19 protein-coding genes are annotated in these 25,242 nt (G+C 44.7%); 3 read left to right on the top strand and 16 right to left on the bottom strand.

The window, feature by feature from the left end; translation table 11 throughout:
* Positions 1–28 precede the first annotated feature (28 nt).
* The 4 genes from JAO78_RS15240 to JAO78_RS15225 all read right to left on the bottom strand — a co-directional run bounded on the left by JAO78_RS15240 (position 29) and on the right by JAO78_RS15225 (position 5,155).
* Positions 29–1,114, bottom strand: coding sequence for an AI-2E family transporter (locus tag JAO78_RS15240; RefSeq protein WP_226752225.1), 1,086 nt, complete (start codon positions 1,112–1,114; stop codon positions 29–31).
* A gap of 64 nt (positions 1,115–1,178) precedes the next feature.
* Positions 1,179–2,909, bottom strand: coding sequence for a potassium/proton antiporter (locus JAO78_RS15235; protein ID WP_226752224.1), 1,731 nt, complete (start codon positions 2,907–2,909; stop codon positions 1,179–1,181).
* Positions 2,910–2,915: 6 nt separating this feature from the next.
* The gene (locus tag JAO78_RS15230; RefSeq protein ID WP_226752223.1) at positions 2,916–4,088 is read right to left on the bottom strand and encodes a GNAT family N-acetyltransferase; all 1,173 of its coding nucleotides are present in this window, start codon (positions 4,086–4,088) and stop codon (positions 2,916–2,918) included.
* A gap of 17 nt (positions 4,089–4,105) precedes the next feature.
* The gene (locus tag JAO78_RS15225) at positions 4,106–5,155 is read right to left on the bottom strand and encodes a phospholipase A (protein WP_226752222.1); all 1,050 of its coding nucleotides are present in this window, start codon (positions 5,153–5,155) and stop codon (positions 4,106–4,108) included.
* Positions 5,156–5,555: 400 nt separating this feature from the next.
* Between JAO78_RS15225 and yghU the strand changes: the two genes are divergently transcribed.
* On the top strand, positions 5,556–6,404 hold the full coding sequence (gene yghU, locus JAO78_RS15220) for a glutathione-dependent disulfide-bond oxidoreductase (protein ID WP_226752221.1): 849 nt from the start codon (positions 5,556–5,558) through the stop codon (positions 6,402–6,404).
* A 73-nt stretch (positions 6,405–6,477) separates the two neighbouring features.
* On the opposite strand, the gene JAO78_RS15215 is transcribed toward yghU, so the two are convergent.
* On the bottom strand, positions 6,478–7,158 hold the full coding sequence (locus JAO78_RS15215) for a tellurite resistance TerB family protein (RefSeq protein WP_226752242.1): 681 nt from the start codon (positions 7,156–7,158) through the stop codon (positions 6,478–6,480).
* 62 nt (positions 7,159–7,220) lie between these two features.
* Positions 7,221–8,189 (bottom strand): endonuclease, encoded by a 969-nt coding sequence (locus JAO78_RS15210; protein ID WP_226752220.1) that lies wholly within the window; start codon positions 8,187–8,189, stop codon positions 7,221–7,223.
* Positions 8,190–8,553: 364 nt separating this feature from the next.
* Here JAO78_RS15210 and JAO78_RS15205 point away from each other — a divergent pair, with 364 nt between their 5' ends.
* Positions 8,554–11,556, top strand: a complete 3,003-nt coding sequence (locus JAO78_RS15205; protein ID WP_226752219.1) for a ligand-binding sensor domain-containing diguanylate cyclase — start codon at positions 8,554–8,556, stop codon at positions 11,554–11,556.
* A gap of 151 nt (positions 11,557–11,707) precedes the next feature.
* On the opposite strand, the gene JAO78_RS15200 is transcribed toward JAO78_RS15205, so the two are convergent.
* The 10 genes from JAO78_RS15200 to zwf all read right to left on the bottom strand — a co-directional run bounded on the left by JAO78_RS15200 (position 11,708) and on the right by zwf (position 24,090).
* A complete protein-coding gene (locus JAO78_RS15200) occupies positions 11,708–13,405 on the bottom strand; it encodes an NAD-dependent malic enzyme (protein WP_226752218.1) in 1,698 nt (565 codons plus the stop codon).
* A 50-nt stretch (positions 13,406–13,455) separates the two neighbouring features.
* Positions 13,456–14,301: an HDOD domain-containing protein gene (locus tag JAO78_RS15195; RefSeq protein ID WP_226752217.1), complete on the bottom strand. Its 846-nt coding sequence runs from the start codon at positions 14,299–14,301 to the stop codon at positions 13,456–13,458.
* A 190-nt stretch (positions 14,302–14,491) separates the two neighbouring features.
* Entirely contained in the window at positions 14,492–15,937 is a 1,446-nt protein-coding gene (nhaD, locus tag JAO78_RS15190; RefSeq protein WP_226752216.1) for a sodium:proton antiporter NhaD, read from the bottom strand.
* A gap of 207 nt (positions 15,938–16,144) precedes the next feature.
* Positions 16,145–16,612, bottom strand: coding sequence for a Dps family protein (locus JAO78_RS15185; RefSeq protein ID WP_226752215.1), 468 nt, complete (start codon positions 16,610–16,612; stop codon positions 16,145–16,147).
* A 124-nt stretch (positions 16,613–16,736) separates the two neighbouring features.
* The gene (locus JAO78_RS15180; protein ID WP_226752214.1) at positions 16,737–18,332 is read right to left on the bottom strand and encodes an ABC-F family ATPase; all 1,596 of its coding nucleotides are present in this window, start codon (positions 18,330–18,332) and stop codon (positions 16,737–16,739) included.
* 137 nt (positions 18,333–18,469) lie between these two features.
* Positions 18,470–19,114: a bifunctional 4-hydroxy-2-oxoglutarate aldolase/2-dehydro-3-deoxy-phosphogluconate aldolase gene (locus JAO78_RS15175; protein WP_226752213.1), complete on the bottom strand. Its 645-nt coding sequence runs from the start codon at positions 19,112–19,114 to the stop codon at positions 18,470–18,472.
* Positions 19,115–19,117: 3 nt separating this feature from the next.
* On the bottom strand, positions 19,118–20,089 hold the full coding sequence (locus JAO78_RS15170; RefSeq protein WP_226752212.1) for a glucokinase: 972 nt from the start codon (positions 20,087–20,089) through the stop codon (positions 19,118–19,120).
* Positions 20,082–21,914: a phosphogluconate dehydratase gene (edd, locus tag JAO78_RS15165; RefSeq protein WP_226752211.1), complete on the bottom strand. Its 1,833-nt coding sequence runs from the start codon at positions 21,912–21,914 to the stop codon at positions 20,082–20,084. The genes JAO78_RS15170 and edd overlap by 8 nt, the downstream gene beginning before the upstream one ends.
* 11 nt (positions 21,915–21,925) lie before the next feature.
* Positions 21,926–22,615: a 6-phosphogluconolactonase gene (gene pgl, locus JAO78_RS15160; protein ID WP_226752210.1), complete on the bottom strand. Its 690-nt coding sequence runs from the start codon at positions 22,613–22,615 to the stop codon at positions 21,926–21,928.
* 2 nt (positions 22,616–22,617) lie between these two features.
* The gene (gene zwf / locus JAO78_RS15155) at positions 22,618–24,090 is read right to left on the bottom strand and encodes a glucose-6-phosphate dehydrogenase (RefSeq protein ID WP_226752209.1); all 1,473 of its coding nucleotides are present in this window, start codon (positions 24,088–24,090) and stop codon (positions 22,618–22,620) included.
* A gap of 279 nt (positions 24,091–24,369) precedes the next feature.
* Between zwf and JAO78_RS15150 the strand changes: the two genes are divergently transcribed.
* Positions 24,370–25,227 carry a MurR/RpiR family transcriptional regulator gene (locus JAO78_RS15150; RefSeq protein ID WP_226752208.1) on the top strand — a complete coding sequence of 286 codons (858 nt, stop codon included), beginning with the start codon at positions 24,370–24,372 and terminating at the stop codon, positions 25,225–25,227.
* Positions 25,228–25,242: the final 15 nt, after the last annotated feature.

Here is a 25,242-nt window from a genome sequence, read left to right as displayed (position 1 = left end):
TAGGTACAAACCACGCGAGTTAGCGCTGTTAGCTATTGTCTTGTTTTTCTAAAAAGGATTTAAACTCAATGGTATAAAGCCGCAACAACACCAAGGTTAACGCAAAAATAATCGGCCCATAAATGACGCCTATTAAGCCAAACAATTGGATCCCACCAATCAATGACAAGAAAATCAATAAGGTGCTCATGTTTGAGCTACCTTGCATCAAGATCGGCCGTAGCACATTATCAATAGAGCCCACCACGATAATCCCCCAAGCGGCTAAAAAAATAGCCCAAGGCCAGTCACCGGTGAGTAGCAAATAAAGCGTTGCCGGCAACCAGATCAGCGCCGTACCAATGGCAGGAATAAACGACGCAAAAGCCATCATGGTTCCCCAAAATAAACCGGGAAAGCCGACAATGGCCATGGCAATGCCCCCTGCAATACCTTGAGCAATGGCAGTTAAGACCGATCCTAAAACAGCTGAGCGAGCCACCGTTTTTGCTTCAGTTAATAACGCTTCTTCTTGTGAGCGTGATAGCGGGATCACCCAATGCAAGGTATCGACAATTTTGTCGTGATCACGTAACAAGAAAAACAGAATAAAAAGCATTAACACAAAACCAAATAAGAAACCGGTGATATCGCCTACCAATTTTGTGCTGAGATCTAACAATTCACGACTAAAACCAGAAGCAAACTCAGTCATTTTTTCAACTATTGATTTGGCAGTAAAGCCATCGCCTGGTAAGTATTCAGCCGCCAGGGTTTGTGCTTGTAATAAATATGGATGTTGCAGCAATTGCTCTGCCCCGCCGCCATTTAACCAAGAGTAGCTTTGCTTGGTAAACATGACGCCCTGTTGCACTATTGCCATAAACACAATCGTAATAGGCACGATGATCACCACCACTAACAATAAGCAGGACAAGCTTGCAGCCAAATTGGGTTTACCGGGACATTTTTGTTCAATCCATTGATGCAGCGGGAAACACAGTAACGATAAAACAAAAGCTAACACCAAAGCACCCACATAGGGCGCAATCAGCAAATAACTGCCATAAAGCGCCAATAACAGCGCGGCAATTAAAATATAGTGCCGCGATTCGGCGTTAAACTTTTTAGCCATGACGGTTGTTCCTATAACAAGTAAAAGCGCTGCACCTTAAGTGCTTCGCAAAGGCAAAATACGATTATTCAGCGCTGCTAACGCTAGGTAAAGGTTTAATCCGCACCGTGACAATACGATCGCCGACCATTTCAACGATCTGAAAATGACGCTCGGCAAACTCAAATTCGGCTTGATCGGCAACATTGTCGCCAAGCTGAGCAATACACAAGGCTTCTAAGGTTAGATCGTCACGGCCTTGATTTAAAGCAACGCCATAGCCATAACACCAATCAATATCACTCAGCTTAGTCGCCCCTTTCATGCGCAGCTCACCTATAGGCCTAGCTAACTGAAAGCCTTTGTCGGCAAAGGCTTGCTCAACAAAATGTTTGTAATCAACATGCAGTACGACAAACAAATGATCACCCGGGTGTAAAATCGTGGAGCCCCGTGGTGGTATCACTTTATCACCTCGGCTAATCATCGCAACGACCACGCTTTCAGGTAATGCCATGCGGGATAAGCGTCGATAAGCGGCTCGCGAGTTTTCAGACAAACTGTACTCTACAATCTCGGCATCAACATCACCTAAAGCGGTAATTTCTAACGTAACGGGCGCTTGAGCCGTGGGTTGCTCAATCAGTTTTAAGCGCCGTGCCACCCAAGCTAAGGTTGAACCTTGTAAGGTGGCAGAGATTAGTACCACGAAAAACACCACGTTAAAGATCAATTCTGCATCGGCTAAACCAAACATCAACGGAAAAATAGCTAAAATAATCGGTACTGAACCGCGTAAACCTACCCAAGAGACTAAGGTCATTTCACGCCGATTAAAGCCAAATAAGGTTAAAATAGGCACTATGGTAATGGGCCTTGCCAGAAACACTAATACCGCAGCAATTAAAATACCTTGCCACCAAACGTCTAATAACGAGCTGGGGTTAATTAACAAACCCAGTACAACGAACATGGTAATTTGACTAAGCCAGGCTAACCCGTCATGGAATAAAAAGGTCGTTCGTTGAAAAGCGAATTGGGTATTACCAATTAACACACCACAAATAAAGATGGCTAAAAACCCACTGCCGCCGGTGTTTGCTGCAACGCCAAAAGATAATAAACCTGCTGCGGTAACCAGCACAGGATACAAACCGCTGGCTTGTAAGTGAATACGATTAATGACCTTTAATACCGCATAACCTACTGCTATGCCGACAAGCGCACCTACACCCATTTGCATGACAAACAGTTGCAGTAAAGGCCAACCCGGTTGCATATCATTCACTAAAATTTCTAGCAACCCTACGGTTAAAAATATCGCCATTGGATCGTTCGAGGCGCTTTCAATTTCCAGTGTAGATTTTAAACGTGGATTTAAATGAATACCGGCATTACGCAATAAAGAAAAAACGGCCGCGGCATCGGTAGAGCCCACAATAGCCCCCAATAACATACCGGTAAGTAAACTGATATCTAAGATATAACTGGCGGCTGCGCCGGTGATCACGGCCGTGCCCAATACGCCAAAGGTGGCTAACATGGACGCCGGTTTCCAGACTTGCTTAATCGACTTCAGGGGTGTTTGTAAGCCGCCGTCAAATAAGATCAATGCCAAGGCTAAGGTGCCTAAGGCATGCGCGGCCTGCGGGTTGTCAAACGCAATACGACCAATGCCGTCTTCGCCAGCCAACATGCCAACCAGTAAAAACAGTACCAGCATAGGTAAACCTAAGCGGGCAGAGATTTTACTGGAGAAAATACCCAACAAAATTAATACGGCGGCCAAAAGGATCAGCTGATCAATCAAAAACATAAGGTATTATTTTCCTGAAAAAGCCGCGAGGCTATTAGCCTGACTATATGGCAACAACTCACTGGCTGCAGCTAACATATGTTGGCAATGTTGTTGTTCTTTTTGGCAATATTGCTCAATAGCCGAACTTAATATATTGGGTCGATACCAGCATGCACCGTAACGTAAAACCGGGCTAAACCCCCTTCTGAGTTTTTGCTCCCCTTGCGCGCCACCATCAAAGTAGCGTAAACCGTGTTCAATACAATACTGGATACCTTGATAATAACAGCATTCAAAGTGCAGTAATGCATAATCCGCTAACGCACCCCAATAACGGCCATACAAGGTATCGCCGAGCTGAAAACACAAAGCTGCAGCAACCAATTGCGCAGGTTCATCCTGCGTGAAAGCCGCAAATACCACGATCTGCGCTCGCATACTGCTGAGTAATTGCCACCAACTTTCGGCGCTAATGTAGCCATTATGCCCTGAGCGCTCTTGGTAGGTTTGCTGATAACAGGCGATCACGCTTTGCCATTGTGCTGGGGTAATATCGATGCCTTGCAACGTTTTAAACTGCAGCGGTAATTGCTGCGTTTTTTTTCGTTCTTGTCGAATTTGTTTCCGCTTACGTGAAGACAATGCCGCTAAAAAATCTGAAAAGTCAGCATATTGCTGGTTCTGCCATAAAAATTGCACCTCGTGTCGAGGTAAGCATTGTTGGCCGAGTAAAAGCTGTTGCAGTGGCAAATGGCAATAAAACCAATGCGCGCTATGCCAGCCCTGCTGCGCAATGTCAGCTAAAACGGTTTGTATTAATAGACTGGCAATACTTTGCCAATCTAAACAGGGTAATACCGCCAGCCGCGAGCCAGTAACGGGCGTAAAGGGAATGGCTGATACCCATTTAGGATAATAAGGCAATTGATAATGCTCATAGGCACGCACCATGGGCCAATCAAATAGATACTCACCGTAAGAATGAGTTTTTAGATAACCAGGGATCACCGCTATCAGCTGATCGTCTTGCCATAAACTAGCATGACGGCTAAACCAGCCGCTGTTGCCATCCACACTGCCCCCCTTCTCTAAAGCAAGCAAAAAGGCATGTTTAGCAAACAACTCGGTTGGCTCAAATAAGGCATCCCAAGCACCCGCCGGGATACTGTTAAGTGATGTTAGCCAACGAAACTGCATAATGGCTGAGGGCTTCGTTAAAAGTTAAACAGCATAAAGCCTAAACCGATGCTATTTTGCCGATGATTATAATCCAGTAAGGTTTCGGCATAACCTGAAAACAACTGCAAGTGTACCCGTAAACCATCGGCTTTTGATTTATCAATTGGGTAAGTTAAGTCTAATTGCCATGAGCCATTCGAAAAGTCATTCCAACTCATTTTGCGCGTTAAAGAAGCGGTCGCGCTGCCCGGTAACCAGCTGAGTTGTAATTCAGTAGTCCCCAAAAAAGAGGTCAGATCAGGGTTGTCATCATCATCGGCTTGCTCTGGAATACGCCGATTCACTTTAACGCTAAAACCCACTTGGTCACGTTCGAAAGCCGCTGCAGCATAAATACGATTCCAACTGCGCGACATGGGTTCGCTTTGTCCGTTAGATTGGTGTACAAAGCCAAGTTGGAGCATTTGCATACTCCAACCTAGCGGCAGATTACCCAGATATTTTGCAGTAGGAATAACGTAAATGACTTCAGGCTGATAATCGGTGCTACGAAAGGGGGCGGAGTCTTGCGAGTTCCAAAGTTGCCACATCGACGTTTGAGTGTAAGCAAACCATAAATCTGCATTAGGCAATAATACATCTTCTAACATCTTCGCGCGTAAAGACACCTGCAATTTTGCTTCAATTGGTTTGTAATTCTCTTGTAAATCAGCCAAACCTAAAGTTGGGCTTTGCGGTTGCCGATTAATCGACGACGTGTAATGTGCGGGTAATAAGAAGTTTGGCTGATAAGTACGCACCACAAAAGGCCCGCGTTTTTCATTATCACCCAGCTCCCAAAGGCTTTGCAAAATAGTCGCTACCGGAATGGGTGCTGCCTCTTCAACTTGAGTCACCTTTATCGAAGGCGTGGTTTCAATTTTAGCTTCAGCAACTAAGCGAGCTTTTTGTTGCGCTTCCACTAAGCGGTCGTAACAAGCCAACCTTTGTAGATCATCTTGACCAAGACATTGTTCCATCGGCGAAATATCTGCCGACGCTGCACTTGAGCTTAATAATAAAATTCCGGTTAATGGTGTGAGCACGGCCTATTTCCTTTAGCGTCAATCTACTTATATTAATAGCTTAACATGACAAAACGCTGAACATGACAAATTTGTTAGCTCATGTTATCTAATTAGCTGATTAACATAGCGAAGCGCTATTTGTCACTGGCTTATTCCTTGGTTATTCAGCAGCGTAAACCGCTAATTTTTACTTTGCTAAGACGTTTAGTTATTTTGGCCAGTTATAGGGTGTTGGTGTTTAACTTTGTCGATATCAAGCCCATTTAGCTGATTTCGTTAAACCCGCACTTTAAATTTTTTAGCCGCACCCTCAGATAGACCGTTATATGAAAACCCGAGCATAAGATATTTCATGGCAATGCCCTGTTTTATTTTATGCAGCAAGGCAGAGCCATTATCACCCAATAAGGAAAGCTTTATGAGTCAATCCACTTATCAACCCCCCAAAGTTTGGCAATGGCAGCAAGCTAATGGAGGCGCCTTTGCTAATGTCAATCGCCCTATCGCGGGGGCGACGCATGATAAAGCTTTGCCCAAGGGAGAACATGCTTTACAGCTATATTCACTGGCCACACCGAATGGGGTTAAAGTCAGTATTTTATTAGAAGAGTTGTTGGCCGCAGGCTTTGAACAAGCAGATTATGATGCTTGGTTAGTGAATATTCGCGAGGGCGATCAATTTAGCAGTGGCTTTGTTGACGTTAACCCCAATTCTAAAATCCCTGCGCTGATGGATTATTCAACTACTCCGCCAACACGATTGTTTGAATCTGCATCCATCATGCTGTATTTGGCAGAAAAATTTCAGGCATTTATACCAAAAGACACCGCTGCCCGTGCGCAAATGTTTAATTGGTTATTTTGGCAAATGGGCAGTACGCCCTTCTTAGGAGGTGGCTTTGGGCATTTTTATGTTTATGCTCCCGAGAAAATTGAATATGCCATAGATCGCTATGCTATGGAGACAAAACGGCAATTAGACGTGTTAGATAAGCAGTTGGCCAACAATCAGTTTATTGCCGGTGAAGAATACACGATTGCGGATATGGCCATTTGGCCATGGTACGGTGCTTTAGTGTTAGGCCGTTTGTATGATGCGGCAGAGTTTTTAAGTGTTGATAGCTACACTCATGTACGACGCTGGGCCAAGCAGATTGACGCGCGACCTGCAGTAAAGCGTGGTTATATTGTTAATCGTACTTTTGGACCTGAGCCGCATTTGGCTGAAAGACACAGCCAAGAAGATTTTAAAGTTTTTGGTTTGTAACAATAAGGCGCGTTAAGCGTGAAACCCTCTAGGTTTAGCGTTTAGCGCCTTTTTTAGGTTGCTTGATACCTTATTAAGTTTGAGCCGCGGTCAGCTGCTGCGCTTGTCTTGCTTGGTGCTGCAATTCATTTTGTAAACTTTCGGGTAAGGCTAACTGTTTGGCAAGTTCATTTAGGTAACTGCGCTCCATAAAGCTTTCTTCGTCAATTACCAATACGCTGGCAAGATACATTTCTACGGCGATGTCTCTGTTGGTCGCATATTTCGCCACATTGGCAGGATCTAAAGGTTGTTGTAATTGCTGATCAATAAAAGACAGTAACGCCTGATCGGCGGTTAGTTTAGCCACTTCGGTATCAATGATGTGTCGTTCACGATCATCAATATGACCATCTGCTTTGGCCGCGGCAATTAACGCAATTAAAATAGCTTTGCTGTGCTCATCGGCTTCTGCAGCACTCAGATTTTCTAACGATTGTGCCGCAGGTGCTGTTTGCGTCGGCTCCGATTGCTGCCAATTTGTATAAGCTTTGTAAGCGAGTACACCAACCGCGGCTAAACCACCGTAAGTTAACACTTTACCGCCAAGCTTTCGGCCTTTTTTATTCCCTAATAGCAACCCTAAAGCACCACCAGCCAAGGCGGCACCGCCCTTACCTTTTAGCATGTCACTCACACCACCACTTGTTGCAGAACGGCTGTTATTACCAAGCCCAGATTGCAGCAGCTTTTCTAAAAAGTTTTTATTAATCATCACAACATTCCCCCTCTATGAGACACTTATTAGAGTGTTTAATGGTTAAAAGTTCCAGTGGGTTACTTTGGGCAATTGTTTGCTTGTCGATAGCCTTGCGCTTCAGCTTCCGAGGCCGTGTCAAAACTCACGCGATTGCTTACCGCCATACTTAAATAATTAGGACAATCAGGTCGGTGATAGATTTTTGAGCGACGATTACCATAAATCGGCGTAACTGCCATGCTGGCACTAGGTGCTGCTGCAGCGACTTGTTCTTTGACTACTAAACCATCCCCTCTCGTTTTATAACCCAGCGACCATTGCTCTGCCCCCGAAATAAAGGGATTGCTTCTGCCGGTTAACGCAGCGGTACGAGCATGTCGCTGTTGTTCAATTGCCGATACCGGATCTTGTAAATGCCACGCCATATACAATTGTTGATCCTGGCGACTGAGTGTCAGGTTGTAACGGTCTGCCATATAAAATGCGACTCTGGCAATATCGCCACGAATAGTCATTTTCGGTTGAACTTTACGGTTTTGGGTATCGATTTTAATGTCGCATTGGCCAAATTGCGCGGTTAGTGTTGTGCTAACCATACCAAATGGTAGATCCGAGCGCAGACCATTAATTTGGCCAACCGCATAAGTTAAATTAAATAAATCCGCTTCAATACGATTAAACAGCGGATCGTTTTGTTGGCAGTTTTTTCTGCCCCCCTTTTGCCAACACTGTAATTGTTTACCCACCCATGAGATTGGGATGATATGTTCTACTTCAGAGCGCGCCGCGCGAGCTAAGGTGGCGGCACTAGGTAAACCTTTTGGTGAATAAACCGCAAAACCACAAGCAGCATGATCAACTCTGCCGCCACTGCGTCCTACCCAGCTGATAGGGCAATCGCAATAAAATGTTTGAGGTTTATCTTGATATACCTGTTTTAATAACACTTTCGCTTGTTCAAAATTGGTCGGTTCTGCGGCAAAGGCGAAAACACTGAGCAACCCGCTTGCTAACAAGCCACTTGCGAAAAACCATCTTGTTCTCATACTGACAACGACTCTACTGCGCGGGCCGAACGCGCAAAGCTGACTACCTATTTTGTGACGGCCAGCACAAAACAGCGTTACGTTGTACTTAGAGAACCCTTCAGAGAGCGAAGACAACTTAGAGAATGTTAACAGTTTTAGTGTTTAAAACGAAGCGAGTTAAATTGCGCGCGAAATATTGCAAATTAGCGTTTGGCTTGCCTTTTAAAACACGATATGCTGATTGAAATTGATACTTAAACACTTACTATCAGTGATAATTTTTGTTTTTTTCAGTCTGGGTTAATTGCTACATTAGAGATCAGTGATGATTCTTAAATTGTCTGAACGGTATACTTATAGTATGAACAACGGGTCGAATTAAATGGATGTATTCCCCTGCATGCAGCATATTTTAAAAAGAGGGTTTCTATGCCTGATGCTGCTCTGCTCCCCAACTGTCTTAAGCCTTGATTATCAATTTAGTCCAATCGATGATCCCCTGTTAGCACGACAAGCTTCTGTTTATGATATTAAAGCGGATAAACAAGGCCTTCTGTGGTTTTCCAGCGATACCGATGGTTTGATTCGCTTTGATGGTTACAGAAGCACCAATTGGTTGGTACCCGATTCAAACGAATATAACCGCCTAAATATCAACCGCATGGTGTTTACTGAACGAGGAGACATGTGGCTGGGTGGCTGGGGTGAAGGTTTACTCTTACTCAAACAGCAATCTAAAGAGCGCATTAATTTTAAAGCCGATAGCACTGATGACAATGCGTTAGCCTCTGATCGTGTTCAAGAAATATTTTCAGATAGCCAAGATCGTATTTGGATTGGCTCCGTAGGTGGTGTCAATATTATTTACCCTGATCAACCTTATCGCCTCACGCGTTTTGCGCTAAACCAGACCAATCATCCCTTAAATGGCCAGCGCATTTGGGGTATTACCGAATTTGATAATGCGATTTGGTTTGCCACTTCCAACGGTATCGTTAAACTCAATTCAGATCTGTCAACTTATACACAGCTCGATTTGCCTGCTTTAAATAAGTTGGTAGCCGATCGCGCTAGAGAAGTGCGAAATATTGCGAATATCAATAATCAGCTATGGGCACTTTCCTCTCAAGGCTTATTTCTTTACCAGGCAGCTTGCCAGTGTTTTACTGAAATAGAAACGCCAGAAGATTTGCCGACCCCTCGCGGTAATGTTTTAGCCGAATTAAGCCCTGGAAGATTGTGGGTGGGTGCCTCAGATGGCTTATATTTACTTGATATCCCATCACTGACTTGGCTAAAAAACAATAACAATTACAACTTTTTACCTAATGCCGATGTACGCAGCTTACATCAGAACAGCATTAAGCAATTATGGGTAGGCACGCGTGATCGCGGAATCTTTGTTGGTTTGGCACAACACTCGGTTTTTAAACCATTAGCTCTCACTATGCCAGCTACCTTGCAAGAAGCGGCGTTAAAACGCATAAGTGCGGTTTACCATGACAAAACGGGTAATCTTTGGCTTGCAACGCCCAATCAATTATTACGCCGTGATCCAAAACTGCAATGGCAAATATTTGATTTTGGCTGGCAAACTGGGATCCGTAAAGTTTTTAAGCTCTACAGCGATGCAAATGATGTGCTTTGGCTCGCTACCGATGTTGGTTTGTTCCATTTCAAAGATGAACAATTGACCCAAGAAACGCGTCCCTTTGATTTAGCTAATATTAATAGTACTGCCGTAACCGACCTCTTTATCAGTACTACCGGTACCTTCTATTTTAGTTTGTGGCAGCAAGGGATGTTAATCTGGCAATCTGATAAACAAGACGTAAAAATGGTTATCCGTGATATTCACGGTATCAATGGGGATTTAATTCATCAAATAAGTGTGCAAGACGGTTTACCACTCTATGCTGCCAGTCGCTACTCAGGCTTATTTGTTAACAATGCTGCGCAGGAGCGTTGGTCTCGGCTTACTCTGCCGATCCAAGATGATATTGATGGCTTTGGCTGTGCCTTACCCGAAGATAACGGCATCTTGTGGTTATGCTCTGAATACGGCTTGTGGCAATTTGATAAAACCAATAACAATTTGCTGCATTACATGCCAGAGCAGGGGTTACCTAGCCCATATATAAATAGTGCCTTTTTTGATGCACACGGCCAGCTTTGGGCTCTTACCAACAATGGTCCAGCTCGTTTTGATTCTCAACTCCAGCGTTTTGTTAGTTATGGTGTAGCCGATGGCTTACCCGATCTTACTATGCAGCGTAATGCCTATTCTATTTCTGCCGATGGCGAAATGGTGCTTGGGACCGCCATTGGTGCTGTGGTGCTGAATAACGAGCAAGAACAAGAAGTGTTTCAACCGCCGCGCCTGGTGCTTACCGAGTTGATTGTTGATGGTGTTGATTTAACGCGTGAGTTTGACGTCCTGAATGAAAATTTAGAATTACCCTATGCGTTTAACGAGCTGATTATTCGTTTTGCGGTATTGGATTATTGGGAGCCTGAGCTGAATAGCGCGCGTAGTCGACTCATTGGCTTATCTGATCAGTGGTCAGCACTGAATAACAGTCGTGAAATTCGCTATGTCAATTTGAAGCCAGGCAAATTTCAATTAGAAATTGAAGGTCAAAACAGCCGTGGTTTTAACACCATAGCGCCATTACGCTTAACATTTAGTGTTGCGGCACCTTGGTACTATTCTGTGTGGATCTGGCTGTTGTTGATTGTGTCTTTACTGGCCTTGTTTGTGCTAATTGTTTGGTTACGCGAAGCCAGTTTACGCCGACAAAATGTTCGCTTACACGACTTAGTTAAACAGCGCACGCAAGAGTTAGAGTCGTTGGCAACACAATTGAAAAATCGGGCCGACCACGATCCATTAACTAATCTCTTAAATCGAGATGGGTTTGCTGAGAATTTCTCTCGCCTTTTAGCCCATGCTGCCCGTGAAAATCAAGCCGTCAGCCTGGTATTAATTGATATTGACTACTTCAAAATGCTCAATGACCAATACGGTCATAATGCGGGCGATGTGGTGCTGCAGCATTTTGCCAAGTTATTAAGCCAGCGAATTCGTGGTACTGATATCGTTGGACGCTGGGGTGGCGAAGAGTTTGTCCTCGCCTTAGCGAATTGTAATGCTATGGATGCTAAGGTTTTTTGCCAGCAGTTTTTACAGCTCTTACAGCATGACGGTTGTAAGTATCAGGGCACACAACTCACCATCAGTGCCACTATGGGTATTGCCAGCTTGCCCTTATCTGTAAACTCGCTGCAGCAATGGGTAAAGTATGCTGATGAGGCATTATATATCGGCAAAAATAATGGTCGCAACCAGGCGGTGATCGCCACTATACCAACTAATTTAACTTAAACCTGACGTGCAGCATTATGCGATCAGTTCGGATAAAGCGTAACTTTTACCTACGTAAACCTGCAAAACGCGCTTTCGTAGCCAATTAACACTGTCTTTAGCTCACCATCACACCGCTAACGTTAACTTTAACGGCGTGATGGTGAGCAGATTAGTTACTTACACGACGGTAGGAACGATACTGTGGCTGCCAAAAATTTTGTTCAATTTTTTGCTGTAGCACGTTATCGTCTATCTCTAGCGCTAAACCCTGCTGGATCGCCACTTTGGCAACCGCAAAAGCAATTTTCTTACTTAATTCTGCCAGCGCAGTGAAATTTGGTAATAACCCGCCCTGCCCGGTATTGGCCAGCGGTGAGTTCGCCGCTAAGGTTTCGCTGGCCGCTCGTAGCATGTCATCACTGATCAAACGGGCTTTTACAGCCAGCACGCCTAAGCCAATACCAGGGAAAATATAGCTGTTATTACATTGGGTGATCAGATGTTGCTTACCCTGATAAGTCACGGGAGCAAAAGGACTCCCCGTAGCAATAATCACGTCGCCGTCAGTCCAATGAATCACTTGCTCTGGTGTGGCTTCGACCTGACGTGACGGATTACTCAATGGGAAAATAATCGGTGTGTCACAGCCTTTTTTCATGGCGCGGATCACTTGCTCGGTAAATAAGCCCGCTTGGCCAGACACCCCAATCAGGATAGTGGGCTTTGCACAGTGCATGACATCCAGTAAGCTTGGGTAATCGCCACTGAAGCTCCAATCACTGATCGCTTCGCTGCGTTGTACTAAGGCTTGTTGAAAATCACGTAAATCGGGCATCGTTTCGGTTAATAAACCAAAACGGTCGACCATGTAAATCTGGCTACGCGCTTGTGGCTCCGTTGCACCTTCTGCAACCATTTGGCTAATAATTTGTTCTGCAATACCACAACCCGCAGAGCCCGCACCGACAAACACCACTTTTTGCTGATGCAACGACACGCCTTTAGAGCGGCAAGCGGCAAGTAAGGTTCCCACGGTAACGGCTGCTGTACCTTGAATATCATCATTAAAACAACATACCTGATCACGGTAACGCTGCAAAATCGGCATGGCATTAGGCTGCGCAAAATCTTCAAATTGAATAATCGCATCAGGCCAACGTCGATTAACGGCAGTCATAAATAAATCAATAAATTCGTTATACTGTTCTTGCGCAACCCGTTTTTGCCGCAGGCCCATGTACATCGGATCATTTAACAGCTTTTCGTTATTGGTCCCGACATCCAGCATCACCGGCAACGTATAAGCCGGGCTAATACCACCACAAGCGGTATACAGCGATAGCTTACCGATGGAAATACCCATGCCGCCGATACCTTGGTCACCTAAACCTAGCACTCGCTCACCATCCGTTACGACAATAACTTTAACTTTCGCTTTAGTGGCATTGCGCAGCACATCGTCCAAATTGTAGCGATCGTCATAACTGATAAATAAGCCGCGCGAGCTGCGATAAATATCAGAGAATTGCTCACAAGCATCACCGACTGTGGGGGTATAGATAATGGGTAACATTTCTTCTAAATGCTGCTGCACTAAACGATAAAACAAGGTTTCATTGTTATCTTGGATCGCCCGTAAATAAATGTGCTTGTTGATGGCATCATCAAAACTGCGATACTGCAAATAACAACGACTGACCTGCTCTTCAATCGTTTCATAACGTGGTGGCAGTAAACCGGTTAAATTAAAGGTGGAGCGCTCTTCTCGGGTAAAAGCGCTGCCTTTGTTTAATAATGGCGTTTCAAGTAATGCTGAGCCTGCGTAGCCTGTGTAAAGAGGACGCTTGTTTGATGGTGTTACAGACATGATTTAATCCGAAAATGACCACTGCCACCTGTCGATGGCAGTAAATTGATTTAATAAATGGTGCTGATCCTAGGGTTTAAAATGGACAACACGAACAAGCCTTCGGTATTACAAAAATCGATCGCTTTAATCAAATCCGCCTGCGCCAGTTGCAGTACTTCCAATAAGTAGGGATCGACCAGCGTTTGCATATTATAAAGCTCAGGGTGCTGATTAGCTAAGGCTAAACGTACAGCAAGATGCACTACAAGCACATCAAGTGATCGCGCTTCATAATGGGTATTATTTTGCAGAGCAAGTGGCTCTACGATTGAATCAGGCAGCTGCCACATATTCAGTAATTCTGCACCGCAAGCGGCATAGCTAAAGCCAAGCAGTTTTTGTTGTAGTTGCCAGGGTTTCATTTCATCGGTGTATTCTTGACAAGCTGCAGCCACGTCAGCGTTTTGCTGCACAACGACTAACTCACCAATATTATGTAATAAACCAGAAACATAAGCGCGATCGGGATGTTTTAAGCCAATACGCTGTGCTAAATATTTAGCAATTAATGCCGCATTAACGCTTTGTTCCCAAAAACGTTCGGTGTCAATCGCTTGCGTGTTTAATTTACTGCAGGCGGTACTGATACCAATACTGAGGATCAAGTTATAGACTTGGGTTTTACCCAATACCAATAACGCTTTATTGATGGTTTCAACTTGGTAAGGCAGACGATAAACCGCACTATTAGCCAGTTTTAGAATTTTTGACGTTAATACCGGATCAAGCAGAATGACATCGGCAATATCATCAAGATTTGCGGTGTCTGAATCCATAAGCTCTTTAACCCGGAAATAACTATCCGGTAAAGAAAACAGCTCTTGCACATTTTGCGCATACTGTAACGCATTCATTCGACCTTCTCCGTTTTAACCTACGCTTAGACACTACATAACCTACATTAAGGTAAGTATAAGTGTTACTTCAAGTTTTGATTTTACAAGGTTTTAGCTAAAATACTTAGAAATTTTAGCTCAGAAAGGCAAAAAGAGTGATAAAAACCGCCAACTGTGTATGTTTTACCCACAGTTAGCGGCCAAAATCTTAACCATAAATCTCAAATAAACCGGCATTAATCCATTGATGCGTGACAATGGACGCGGCATAACCAAGAGCAATAACCGGCGCCCACTTTAGATGCCCAGAAAAGGTATAGTAACCTCGGGCTTGGCCCATTAAGGCCACCCCTGCCGCAGAGCCTACCGACAGTAAACTACCGCCGACCCCGGCGGTTAAGGTAATTAATAGCCATTGACCGTGTGACATCTCAGGTTGCATGGTCAGTACCGCAAACATCACCGGAATGTTATCGATCACGGCCGAGATCACGCCCAAAGCGATATTGGCATGGGTCGCGCCCCATTGGGTATACAGAATATCAGACATCAAGCCAAGATAACCTAAAAAGCCCAAGCCCCCCACACACATCACGACACCGTAAAAAAACAATAAGGTATCCCACTCAGCGCGTTGTACTCGACTAAACACATCAAACGGCACAACGCCGCCTAAACGTTTTAAACGTTCCACATCACCGGTACGTTCAGCCATTGCTCTTTTGCGCGCCAATGAACCCGGTAATGTTTGCCGTAAAAAGTAGCCAAAAAATTGTAAATAACCCAAGCCCATCATCATGCCCAGTACCGGGGGCAAATGCAGGAAGGTATGACAACTTACCGCAGTAGCAATGGTGATGAGAAATAAACTCACGATACGCAGTGCACCGCGCTTTAATTCCACTTCTTCTAATAACGCACTGGGTTGACGTTTTTCGACAAAAAAACTCATCACTATGGCCGGGACTAAGAAATTAACTAAAGATGGGATGAAGAGTGCAAAAAATTCTTGAAAATGTAATAAACCAGCTTGCCACACCATCAGCGTAGTGATGTCACCAAACGGACTAAAAGCGCCCCCGGCATTAGCGGCGACCACAATATTGACACAGCATAAATTGATAAATTTTTTATCGCCTTCAGCCACTTTCATCACCACAGCACACATCAGCAAAGCCGTGGTCAGGTTATCTGCTACCGGTGAGATAAAGAAGGATAAAAAGCCGGTGATCCAGAACAGGTTTTGATAACTGAAGCCTTTTTTTATCATCCAAGAACGTAACGCATCAAATAAACGCCGCTCTTCCATGGCATTGATGTAGGTCATCGCTACTAATAAAAAAAGCATTAACTCAGCAAATTCGAGCAAATTATGCCGAAATGCCACCTGCGTGACTTCGGGTTGCCCCTGCTGAATATAAACCCAACCAATTAACATCCAAATTAAACCGGCCGCAACTAATACGGGCTTGGATTTGCGCATATGCAGTTTTTCTTCGCCCATCACCAGTGCATAAGCGATAACGAAAATACCGATACACACATAGCCAACCATCGATTGTGTCAGTTCTAGTTGACCAGCGGCAGCCGCAAAGGCTGAGGGAGTGAGTAATAACAGTACGGTATAGCAGAAAACAGAAAGGATCTTTTGCATGCGTAAACCTATTCGGGTTGCGTTTTAAAACAGATCCACGGTGGATCAGCCAATTTCAGTCAAAAAAGCATTACACTTCTGGATGGCCAGAGCGCCAGATGAATTAGCTGATTTCCACGATAAAATGCAAAATTAGACCAAAGTTTACTTTTTAGACAGAAAAAAAGGAGCCAAAGGCTCCTCTAATCACAGGTGAAGATGAAGAGATTACGCTACTAAGCTACGTAACATCCACGCATTTTTTTCATGTACTGTCATACGCTGAGTCAGCAGATCCAGCGTCACTTCGTCTGAAGCGCCGTCTGCCACGGGCACAATAGAGCGAGCAGTCTTAGCAATGGCCTCTTGGCCTTTGACTAAGTCTTTAATCATCTCTTCCGCTGTTGGAATACCGTCTGCTTCTTTTAAACTGGTTAAACCGGCATAAGCTTTATAAGAGCCTGGCGCAAATTCACCTAAAGCCCGGATCCGCTCGGCGATATCATCCACGGCAATCGCTAACTCGGTGTACTGGGTTTCAAATAATGTATGCAGGGTTTGAAACATTGGCCCCGTAACATTCCAATGATAATTATGTGTTTTCAGATACAGCGTATAAGTATCTGCCAGTAATACCGATAAACCATGAGCAATGGCTTTACGCTGTTCTTCTTCAATACCTATATTGATCTTCATTTTCTCTCCTTGGTTTAACTGTTAATGCACAAGAAATGTTAGCCTATTAACAATGACATGGAGGCAAAATATTCAATATCAAGGGCTGGCATAATATAAACAGTTTATGCCAGCCGTTAAGTGGTTATTGTAAGGCGAGTTGTTGCGCCAGATATTCTTCGTAACTACCGGCAAAGTTACTCATCCCTTTGTCGGTGATTTCGATAATACGGCTGGCTAACGAAGAAACAAACTCACGGTCATGACTGACAAACAACAAGGTTCCTTTGTAATGCTCTAAGGCTAAGTTAAGTGACTCAATCGACTCCATATCTAAGTGGTTAGTCGGTTCATCCATCACCAAAATATTCGGTCTTAATAACATCAGTTTACCGAACAACATACGGCCTTGCTCACCACCCGATAACACTTTAACGGACTTTTTGATGTCATCTTGTGAGAATAATAAACGTCCTAAAACACCACGAATCGCTTGCTCGTCATCTGAGGGTTGTTTCCATTGGCTCATCCAATCGAACAACGTCATGTCAGTTGCAAATTCATGTGCATGATCTTGCGCATAGTAACCAATACAGACGTTTTCAGACCATTTTACCGTACCGCTATCCAGTTTGAGATCACCCACTAAACACTTTAACAGGGTTGATTTACCGATACCGTTCGGGCCCAGGATGGCGACCTTTTCACCGACTTCGATGGTCATTTTTAACTTGCGTAATAGTTGTAATTCACCAAAGCTTTTGCTTAAGTCTTCCACTTCTAACGCTAAACGATACAATTGTTTTTGCTGTTCAAAACGAATAAACGGATTAACACGGCTAGAGGCTTTCACTTCTTCTAACTGAATTTTATCAATTTGTTTAGCGCGACTGGTGGCTTGTCGTGCTTTTGACGCATTGGCAGAAAAGCGGCTGACGAACGTTTGGAGTTCGGCAATTTGCGCTTTTTTCTTGGCATTATCCGATAACAAACGCTCACGTGTTTGCGTGGCGGCCGTCATGTATTCATCATAGTTGCCTGGGAATACGCGTAACTCGCCGTAGTCTAAATCAGCCATATGCGTACAGACGCTGTTTAAGAAGTGTCTATCGTGCGAGATGATGACCATGGTGGAATTACGCTCAGCCAACACGTTTTCTAACCAACGGATCGTATTAATATCCAAGTTGTTGGTAGGTTCGTCTAGCAACATGATATCGGGATCAGCAAATAACACCTGGGCCAATAACACACGTAATTTGAAGCCTGGCGCGACTGACGACATCAAACCATAATGCTGCTCAATCGGGATCCCCACGCCTAATAATAATTCACTGGCCCGCGATTCAGCAGAGTAGCCATCCATCTCACCAAAAGCGACTTCCAGATCGGCGACTTTCATGCCATCTTCTTCAGTCATTTCAGGCTCGGCATAAATACGATCGCGTTCTGACTTCACCGACCATAGCTCTGCATGCCCCATGATTACCGTATCAATAACGGTGTACTTTTCAAAAGCAAATTGATCTTGGTGCAGTTTTGCTACACGAAAATTAGGCTCAACAAAAACATTACCCGCGCTAGGTTCAAGCTCGCGACTTAAAATCTTCATGAATGTCGACTTGCCGCAGCCGTTCGCGCCGATCAAACCATAACGATTGCCATCGCCAAATTTAATCGAAATATTTTCAAACAACGGCTTAGCGCCGAACTGCATGGTAATGTTATTGGTTGAAATCACAGAAAAGGGTCCGTTACAGGGTTAAAACAGCTAAAAATGGTGCGCTACTATACGCGTTTTGTCGGTAAAACTCAAAAGCACAGTGCTTTTAAATGTGCTTAAAACAAGAAACCGGCCTAAGCCGGTTTGTTGTTACCTTATTTTGCCTCGGCAACGGCTTTGGCCGTTAGCGCGGTAATGGTCGCCCAGTCTTTAGCATCGACTGCGCTATCAGGTACTATCCATGAACCGCCAACACAACTGACATTCGGTAGAGCAAGGTAATCATGATAGTTTTTCTCGTTAATTCCACCGGTAGGACAAAAACGAATATCGGCAAAAGGACCATAAATTGATTTTAGGTTCTTCACGCCCCCAGCAGCTTCTGCAGGGAAAAATTTAAAGTGGGTATAGCCTAAAACAGTGCCTTGCATTAACTCTGAAATGGTGGCGATGCCGGGGATCAGCGGAATACTGGATTCTTTGGCAGCAATTAACAAGTTTTCGGTTAACCCTGGGCTGATTGCAAATTTAGCACCTGCTGCAATGACTTGCTCTAATTGTTCTGCAGTGGTCACCGTACCGGCACCGACAACCGCCTCTGGCACTTCTTCAGCTAAAAGTTTAATGGCCGCTAACGCTTGAGGAGTGCGCAATGTCACTTCTAACACCTTAATACCACCGGCAATTAATGCTTTGGCTAACGGAACAGCGTCATTAATATCTTTAATAACGATTACTGGAACTACAGGACCCATAGCAAACAACACCGATGGTTGTAGTTGCCAATTAGAAAATGCCATAAATTAACCCGCCAATGTTTGTTTTAGATAAACCGCGGCACCCAATAAACCGGGTTGCTCGGCTGTAACAATGAAAACCGGTATTTGCCGGTTGAAGCCACTAAAGCGCCCTTTTGCATCAAATCGTTGACGAAATTCGCTGCGACCTAACAAGGGTAGAAGTTTCGGTACAATGCCTCCGGCCACGTATACGCCACCAAAAGTACTGAGCGTTAATGCTAAATTACCGGCAATGCTGCCAAGACTGGCATAAAATTGTTCAACTGTTGCTACAGCTAACGCTGAGCTGTTGCTGAGCGCTTGTTGGCCAATCTCACCGGCAGTTAAAGGGGGCGTGTCGATTTTTTGATAAGCCGCTAGCGCACGATAAATGGCTTCTAAACCAGGGCCAGATAACAGGCGCTCTGGTGATACATGATCATGCTCAGCAGCTAATTGTTGATAAATAAACCACTCTTGTTCAGTTTGTGGCGCCCAATCAACATGGCCGCCCTCACCCGGTAACGGTATATATTTTTGGCCAAAAGGCACTAAATGCGCCACGCCTAAGCCCGTTCCGGCACCCAGCACGGCCATAGGCTGTTCTGGGTTAGCGGCTTCACCACCAATCTGAATTTTTTGGTCCTCAGCCAACGCCGGTAATGACATGGCAACAGCGGTAAAGTCATTCATTAACAGCAGCGTATCTAACCCCAAGCCGGCTTGCATGGCCTTAATCGAAAATTGCCAATCAAAGTTCGTCATCCGAACTTCATCACCGTTAATGGGGCAAGCAATACCAATAGCAACATCTTTTAACGCAGTTAATCCTTGCTGCTGTTGATAGTGCGATAATGCATCGGCTAAGGTTGCAAAATCTGCACAAGGATAAACTGCGACTTTATCCAGCGCTAAGGTATCTAATGCAACCCGGCTGAAGCGGGCATTTGTGCCACCAATATCGGCGACGATGGCAAATTTACGAGTGTCAGCCATGCAGGTGTTCCTCCGTAATAAATAAGCTGCATGCACCCTGCTCAGCCCCAGTAAGTTGCTGACGCATGGCACCAAACATTTCACGGCCCATGCCGTATAAATTCGGTGCCATGTCTGCTACTGCAACCGGTCTTGCGGCAAACTCTTTGGCATCGACCAACACTTCTAACTTGCCACTTTCGCCATCCACTAACAGCATATCGCCGTTATTAATACGAGCAATGTTGCCGCCATCTAAGGCTTCTGGTGTGACGTGGATGGCTGCTGGTACTTTTCCTGATGCGCCCGACATTCGACCATCCGTTACCAAAGCCACTTTAAAACCTTTATCTTGTAACACCCCTAACGGTGGCGTTAACTTGTGTAGCTCTGGCATACCACAGGCTTTTGGACCTTGGAAACGCACTACAACAACACAGTCTTTGTCTAATTCACCGGCTTTAAACGCCGCGTCTAATTCATGTTGGCTGTGGAAAACGACTGCTGGCGCTTTAACAATTTCGGTGCCTGGACGCAGTGAAGAGGTTTTCATGACGCTGCGACCGACATTACCGGATAACACTTGTAAGCCACCATGAGCTTTAAAGGGTTTGTCCACTGAGGTTAAAACATCATCATCAGATGATTGCTCGGGACCATCAACCCAAACTAATTTGCCGTCTTGTAATACCGGAACTTGGGTATAACGACGTAGCCCTGGGCCCGCAATCGTTTGCACATCTTCGTGTAATAAGCCGGCATCTAATAAAGTGCGCATTAAGTACGCCATACCACCGGCATATTGGAAATGGTTAATATCTGCTTGGCCATTCGGATAAATGCGCGTTAACAACGGCGTCGCATCTGAAAGCTCAGCAAAATCATCCCAATTCACAATAAAACCGGCTGAACGCGCAACGGCAATCAAGTGCATAGTGTGATTAGTTGAACCACCCGTGGCTAACAGACCCACGATACCGTTAACAATGGCTTTTGCATCAACCAATTTACCGATAGGTAAATAGTCATTACCTAGCGCTGTTAAACGCGTTACTTGACGAGCTGCCGCCTTGGTTAATTCATCACGTAACGGGGTGTTGGGGTTAACAAAAGACGAGCCAGGTAAATGCAGGCCCATCATTTCTACCACTAATTGATTCGAGTTGGCCGTGCCGTAGAAAGTACAGGTTCCAGCAGAGTGATAAGACGCGGCTTCCGCTTCTAATAGCTCCTCTTTACCCACTTTTCCTTCAGCATAAAGCTGACGTACGCGCGCTTTTTCTTTATTTGGGATCCCTGATGGCATCGGGCCGGCAGGAACAAACACAAAAGGTAAATGACCAAAACTCAACGCTGCCATTAATAAACCCGGAACGATTTTATCGCAGATCCCGAGCATTAAGCCGCCATCAAACATATTGTGTGATAAGCCTACCGCAGCAGACATCGCAATAATGTCGCGGCTGAGTAAACTTAATTCCATGCCAGGTTGGCCTTGGGTGACACCGTCACACATGGCAGGAACACCGCCAGCAAACTGGGCAACACTGCCAATCTCATTAACGGCTTTTTTAATGATGTCTGGATACGTTTGATAAGGTTGATGCGCCGACAACATATCGTTATAAGACGAGATAATGCCAATATTAGCTTTAGTTAGACTGCGTAAATCCGCTTTATCGCTGGCACTACAGGCAGCAAAACCGTGTGCTAAGTTACCGCAACTCAAGACACCACGGTGTGGGCCCTGTTGACGGGCTTGCTCTAACCGTTCTAAATAAATAGCACGACTTTTACTACTGCGGGCGATAATACGATCGGTAACTTTCTGAATCACTGGATTCATAACTAAAACCTCTATTGCGGTGCGTACATCACATCAATGCTGATGGATGGATGCTGTAAGAATGCTCGAATGGGCATTTCCATTGGATCGGTGTCGGCTAATGCTTGTTGTAAAACCGGATATTTGTTTTCACCCACTAAGTGCAGAAAAATATGCCGACTGTCTAACAAACGCGCTTTGCTTAAACTGATCCGTTGATAAGGAGCACTGGTGGGCTCTGTAGCCAGAACCGCCGGTGCATCATCAGCTAAACCTGCAGCCAACTGTTGACTGCACGGAAACAATGATGCCGTATGACCATCTTCACCCATGCCTAAAATAACGGCATCAAACGTAGGCAAAGCCGCAACACGGGGCAAAATCTGCGGTACAGCAGCAAACGCATCCGCGGCTTCGGCATATAAACTAATAAAGTGTGCTTTAGCCGCATGCTGTTGTAACAAATTAGCCTTAACCAGCCGCTCGTTGCTGTGCTCAGCACTGGTGGGTAAATAACGATCATCGGCCAGTAAAATGGTCACTTTATCCCAAGCTAGCTCCGTATTGGCCAAAGTGCTAAATAACGCTAATGGCGTACGGCCACCCGAAACAACCAGCGTCGCTTGGCCACGTTCGGCAATCGCCGTGCTGAGAATAGTCAATAGTTGCTGAGCAAAGGCTTGGTTTAAAGCGTTGCTATCAGAAAACGTTTGTAAATTCATGCTTATTCGTCCCAATTACGATCGTCACGTGCCATCATCGAGATAGACGAAACGGGGCCCCAAGTACCGGCCTGATAGGCCTTCGGTGGTTCATTGGTGTTTTTCCAAGCGTTTATAATACCGTCAACCCATTGCCAGGCTTGCTCAACCTCATCACGACGCACGAACAAGTACTGGTTACCCAGCATCGCTTCAAGTAACAGCCGCTCGTAGGCATCTGCAATACGCTGTGATTTAAAAGTCTCGTCGAAACTTAAATCTAGCTTACTTTGTTGTAAGCGCATGCTTTCGCCAAGACCTGGGATCTTATTCATTACCTGAATTTCGACCCCTTCATCTGGCTGTAAACGAATAATTAATTTGTTGGCCGGTAAATCGCGGTAAGTGGCTTTGAAAATATTGTGCGGTTGTGGCTTGAAGCAAATCACCACTTCACTGTGTTTCTTCGGCATGCGCTTGCCCGTTCTTAAATAAAACGGCACACCTGCCCAACGCCAGTTATCAATATCCACCCGGATCGCCACAAAAGTCTCGGTTTTACTGTTGGGTCTAGCGCCCTCTTCTTCTAAATAACCGGGTGCGGCTTGACCCGCCGCAAAACCCGCCGAATACTGACCACGTACGGTTTTTTCTTGTACGTTACTATCATCAATACGACGTAAGGCTTTCAATACTTTTAATTTTTCATCTCGAATGCTGTCTGCATCTAAGCGTGCAGGCGGCTCCATGGCAATCAATGACAACACTTGTAATAAGTGGTTTTGCACCATATCGCGCATTTGACCAGCATCATCGTAGTAGCTCCAGCGGCCTTCTACGCCGACCTCTTCAGCCACCGTGATCTGCACATGGTCAATGGCATTGTGATCCCAGTTAGAGGCAAAAATAGCATTCGCAAAACGCAGGGCTAATAAGTTAAGTACCGTTTCTTTACCTAAGTAATGATCGATACGATAAATTTGGCACTCTTTAAAATGCTCAGCCACTTGATCGTTAATCACATAAGACGATTGCAAATCATGACCAATCGGTTTTTCAAGCACCACTCGCGATGGCTCTGCGGCTAAACCTGCTTCTGCTAAACCCCGACACAAATCGCCAAATAAAGAAGGAGGAGTAGCGAAATAACTGACGGGTACACGTTTGGTGATATCCACCACCTCAGCTAACTTTTTATAATCAGCCGTTTCTTTTAAATCGATAGAAACATAATGCAGCTTTTTAGATAAGGTCTCCCAAACGGTTTCATCTAGGGTTTCTTTTTTTAAGAAGCGCGTTAGGTTGCTTTTAACCAGTTCAATATAGGCTGCGTTATCTAAATCATCACGCGCTACCCCAATAATACGGGAGTCTGCGGCTAATAAACCGGCTTTCTCAAGTTGATATAATGCGGGCAACAATTTTCTGCGAGCAAGATCGCCCTTGGTGCCAAATAGAATAAGATCACATGCCTGGTTTTGCTTGGAGGTTGTCATAACTCAGCCTTAAAAGATGTAATTTTACAACACTTACCCCATACTAACGGAGAGAATGTCGCTTGTAAACGCCATATAATGTAATTTAATTACAGAACTGTTCAAAATTTAACTAAAGTAGTATTATAGTGCAGGTTTTATCCTATTCCTCAGGTTTTGTGGTAAATTTAATACTGTTTTGTCGGCACAATTGAAATAAAACAGTATAACCGACAGATCATTAAACTTAAAAAAACTCACCTCGACCTTACGAGGAATGATAAGTGCAGGTAGCAGCTAATGAACGTACTTGAAAAAATTATTAATAGCGTCAATAACTTCAGCAAATCCGAACGCAAAGTTGCAGACGTTATTCTGGCGAATCCTCAAACCACTATTCATAGCAGCATTGCTTCTTTAGCAAAATTAGCAGATGTGAGTGAGCCCACCGTTAATCGCTTTTGCCGTCGACTCGATACCAAAGGTTTTCCTGATTTTAAACTACACTTGGCACAAAGTCTTGCTAATGGTACGCCGTATGTGAACCGGCATGTCGAAGAAGAAGATGGCCCAGAGGCTTACACGGCCAAAATTTTTGAATCGACTATGGCTGCACTGGATACTGCACGGCAACGAGTTGATATTAGCGCCATTAACCGTGCGGTCGATGTCTTAACCCAAGCAAAGAAAATTTCATTTTTTGGCCTGGGGGCTTCTGCCTCGGTAGCCCATGATGCACAAAACAAATTTTTTCGGTTTAACGTTCCGGTGGTTTGCTTTGATGACATCGTCATGCAACGTATGTCGGCAATTAACAGCTGTGATGGAGAGGTGGTCGTGTGTATCAGCCACACGGGTAGAACGAAAAACCTGTGTGATATCGCAGCGATAGCACGTGAAAACGATGCAACGGTTATTGGTATTACGGCTTATGACAGCCCGTTAGCTAAAGAATGTACCTTGGTGCTTTCTCTTGATGTACCCGAAGATACCGACATGTATATGCCAATGGCTTCGCGGGTCGCGCAACTGGTATTAATTGATATTTTAGCGACCGGCTTTACCTTAAGACGTGGCAGTAAGTTTCGAGAAAACTTAAAGAAAGTCAAAGATAGTTTGCGTGGTTCGCGCTTTGATAAAAAAGATCAAATCAGCTAATCGTTGAAATATGAT

This window comes from Alishewanella maricola, from assembly GCF_016343785.1.
GTDB lineage: Bacteria > Pseudomonadota > Gammaproteobacteria > Enterobacterales > Alteromonadaceae > Alishewanella > Alishewanella maricola.
Note: the sequence above shows the minus strand (reverse complement) of the source record. Positions and strands in the feature narration are given on the sequence as shown.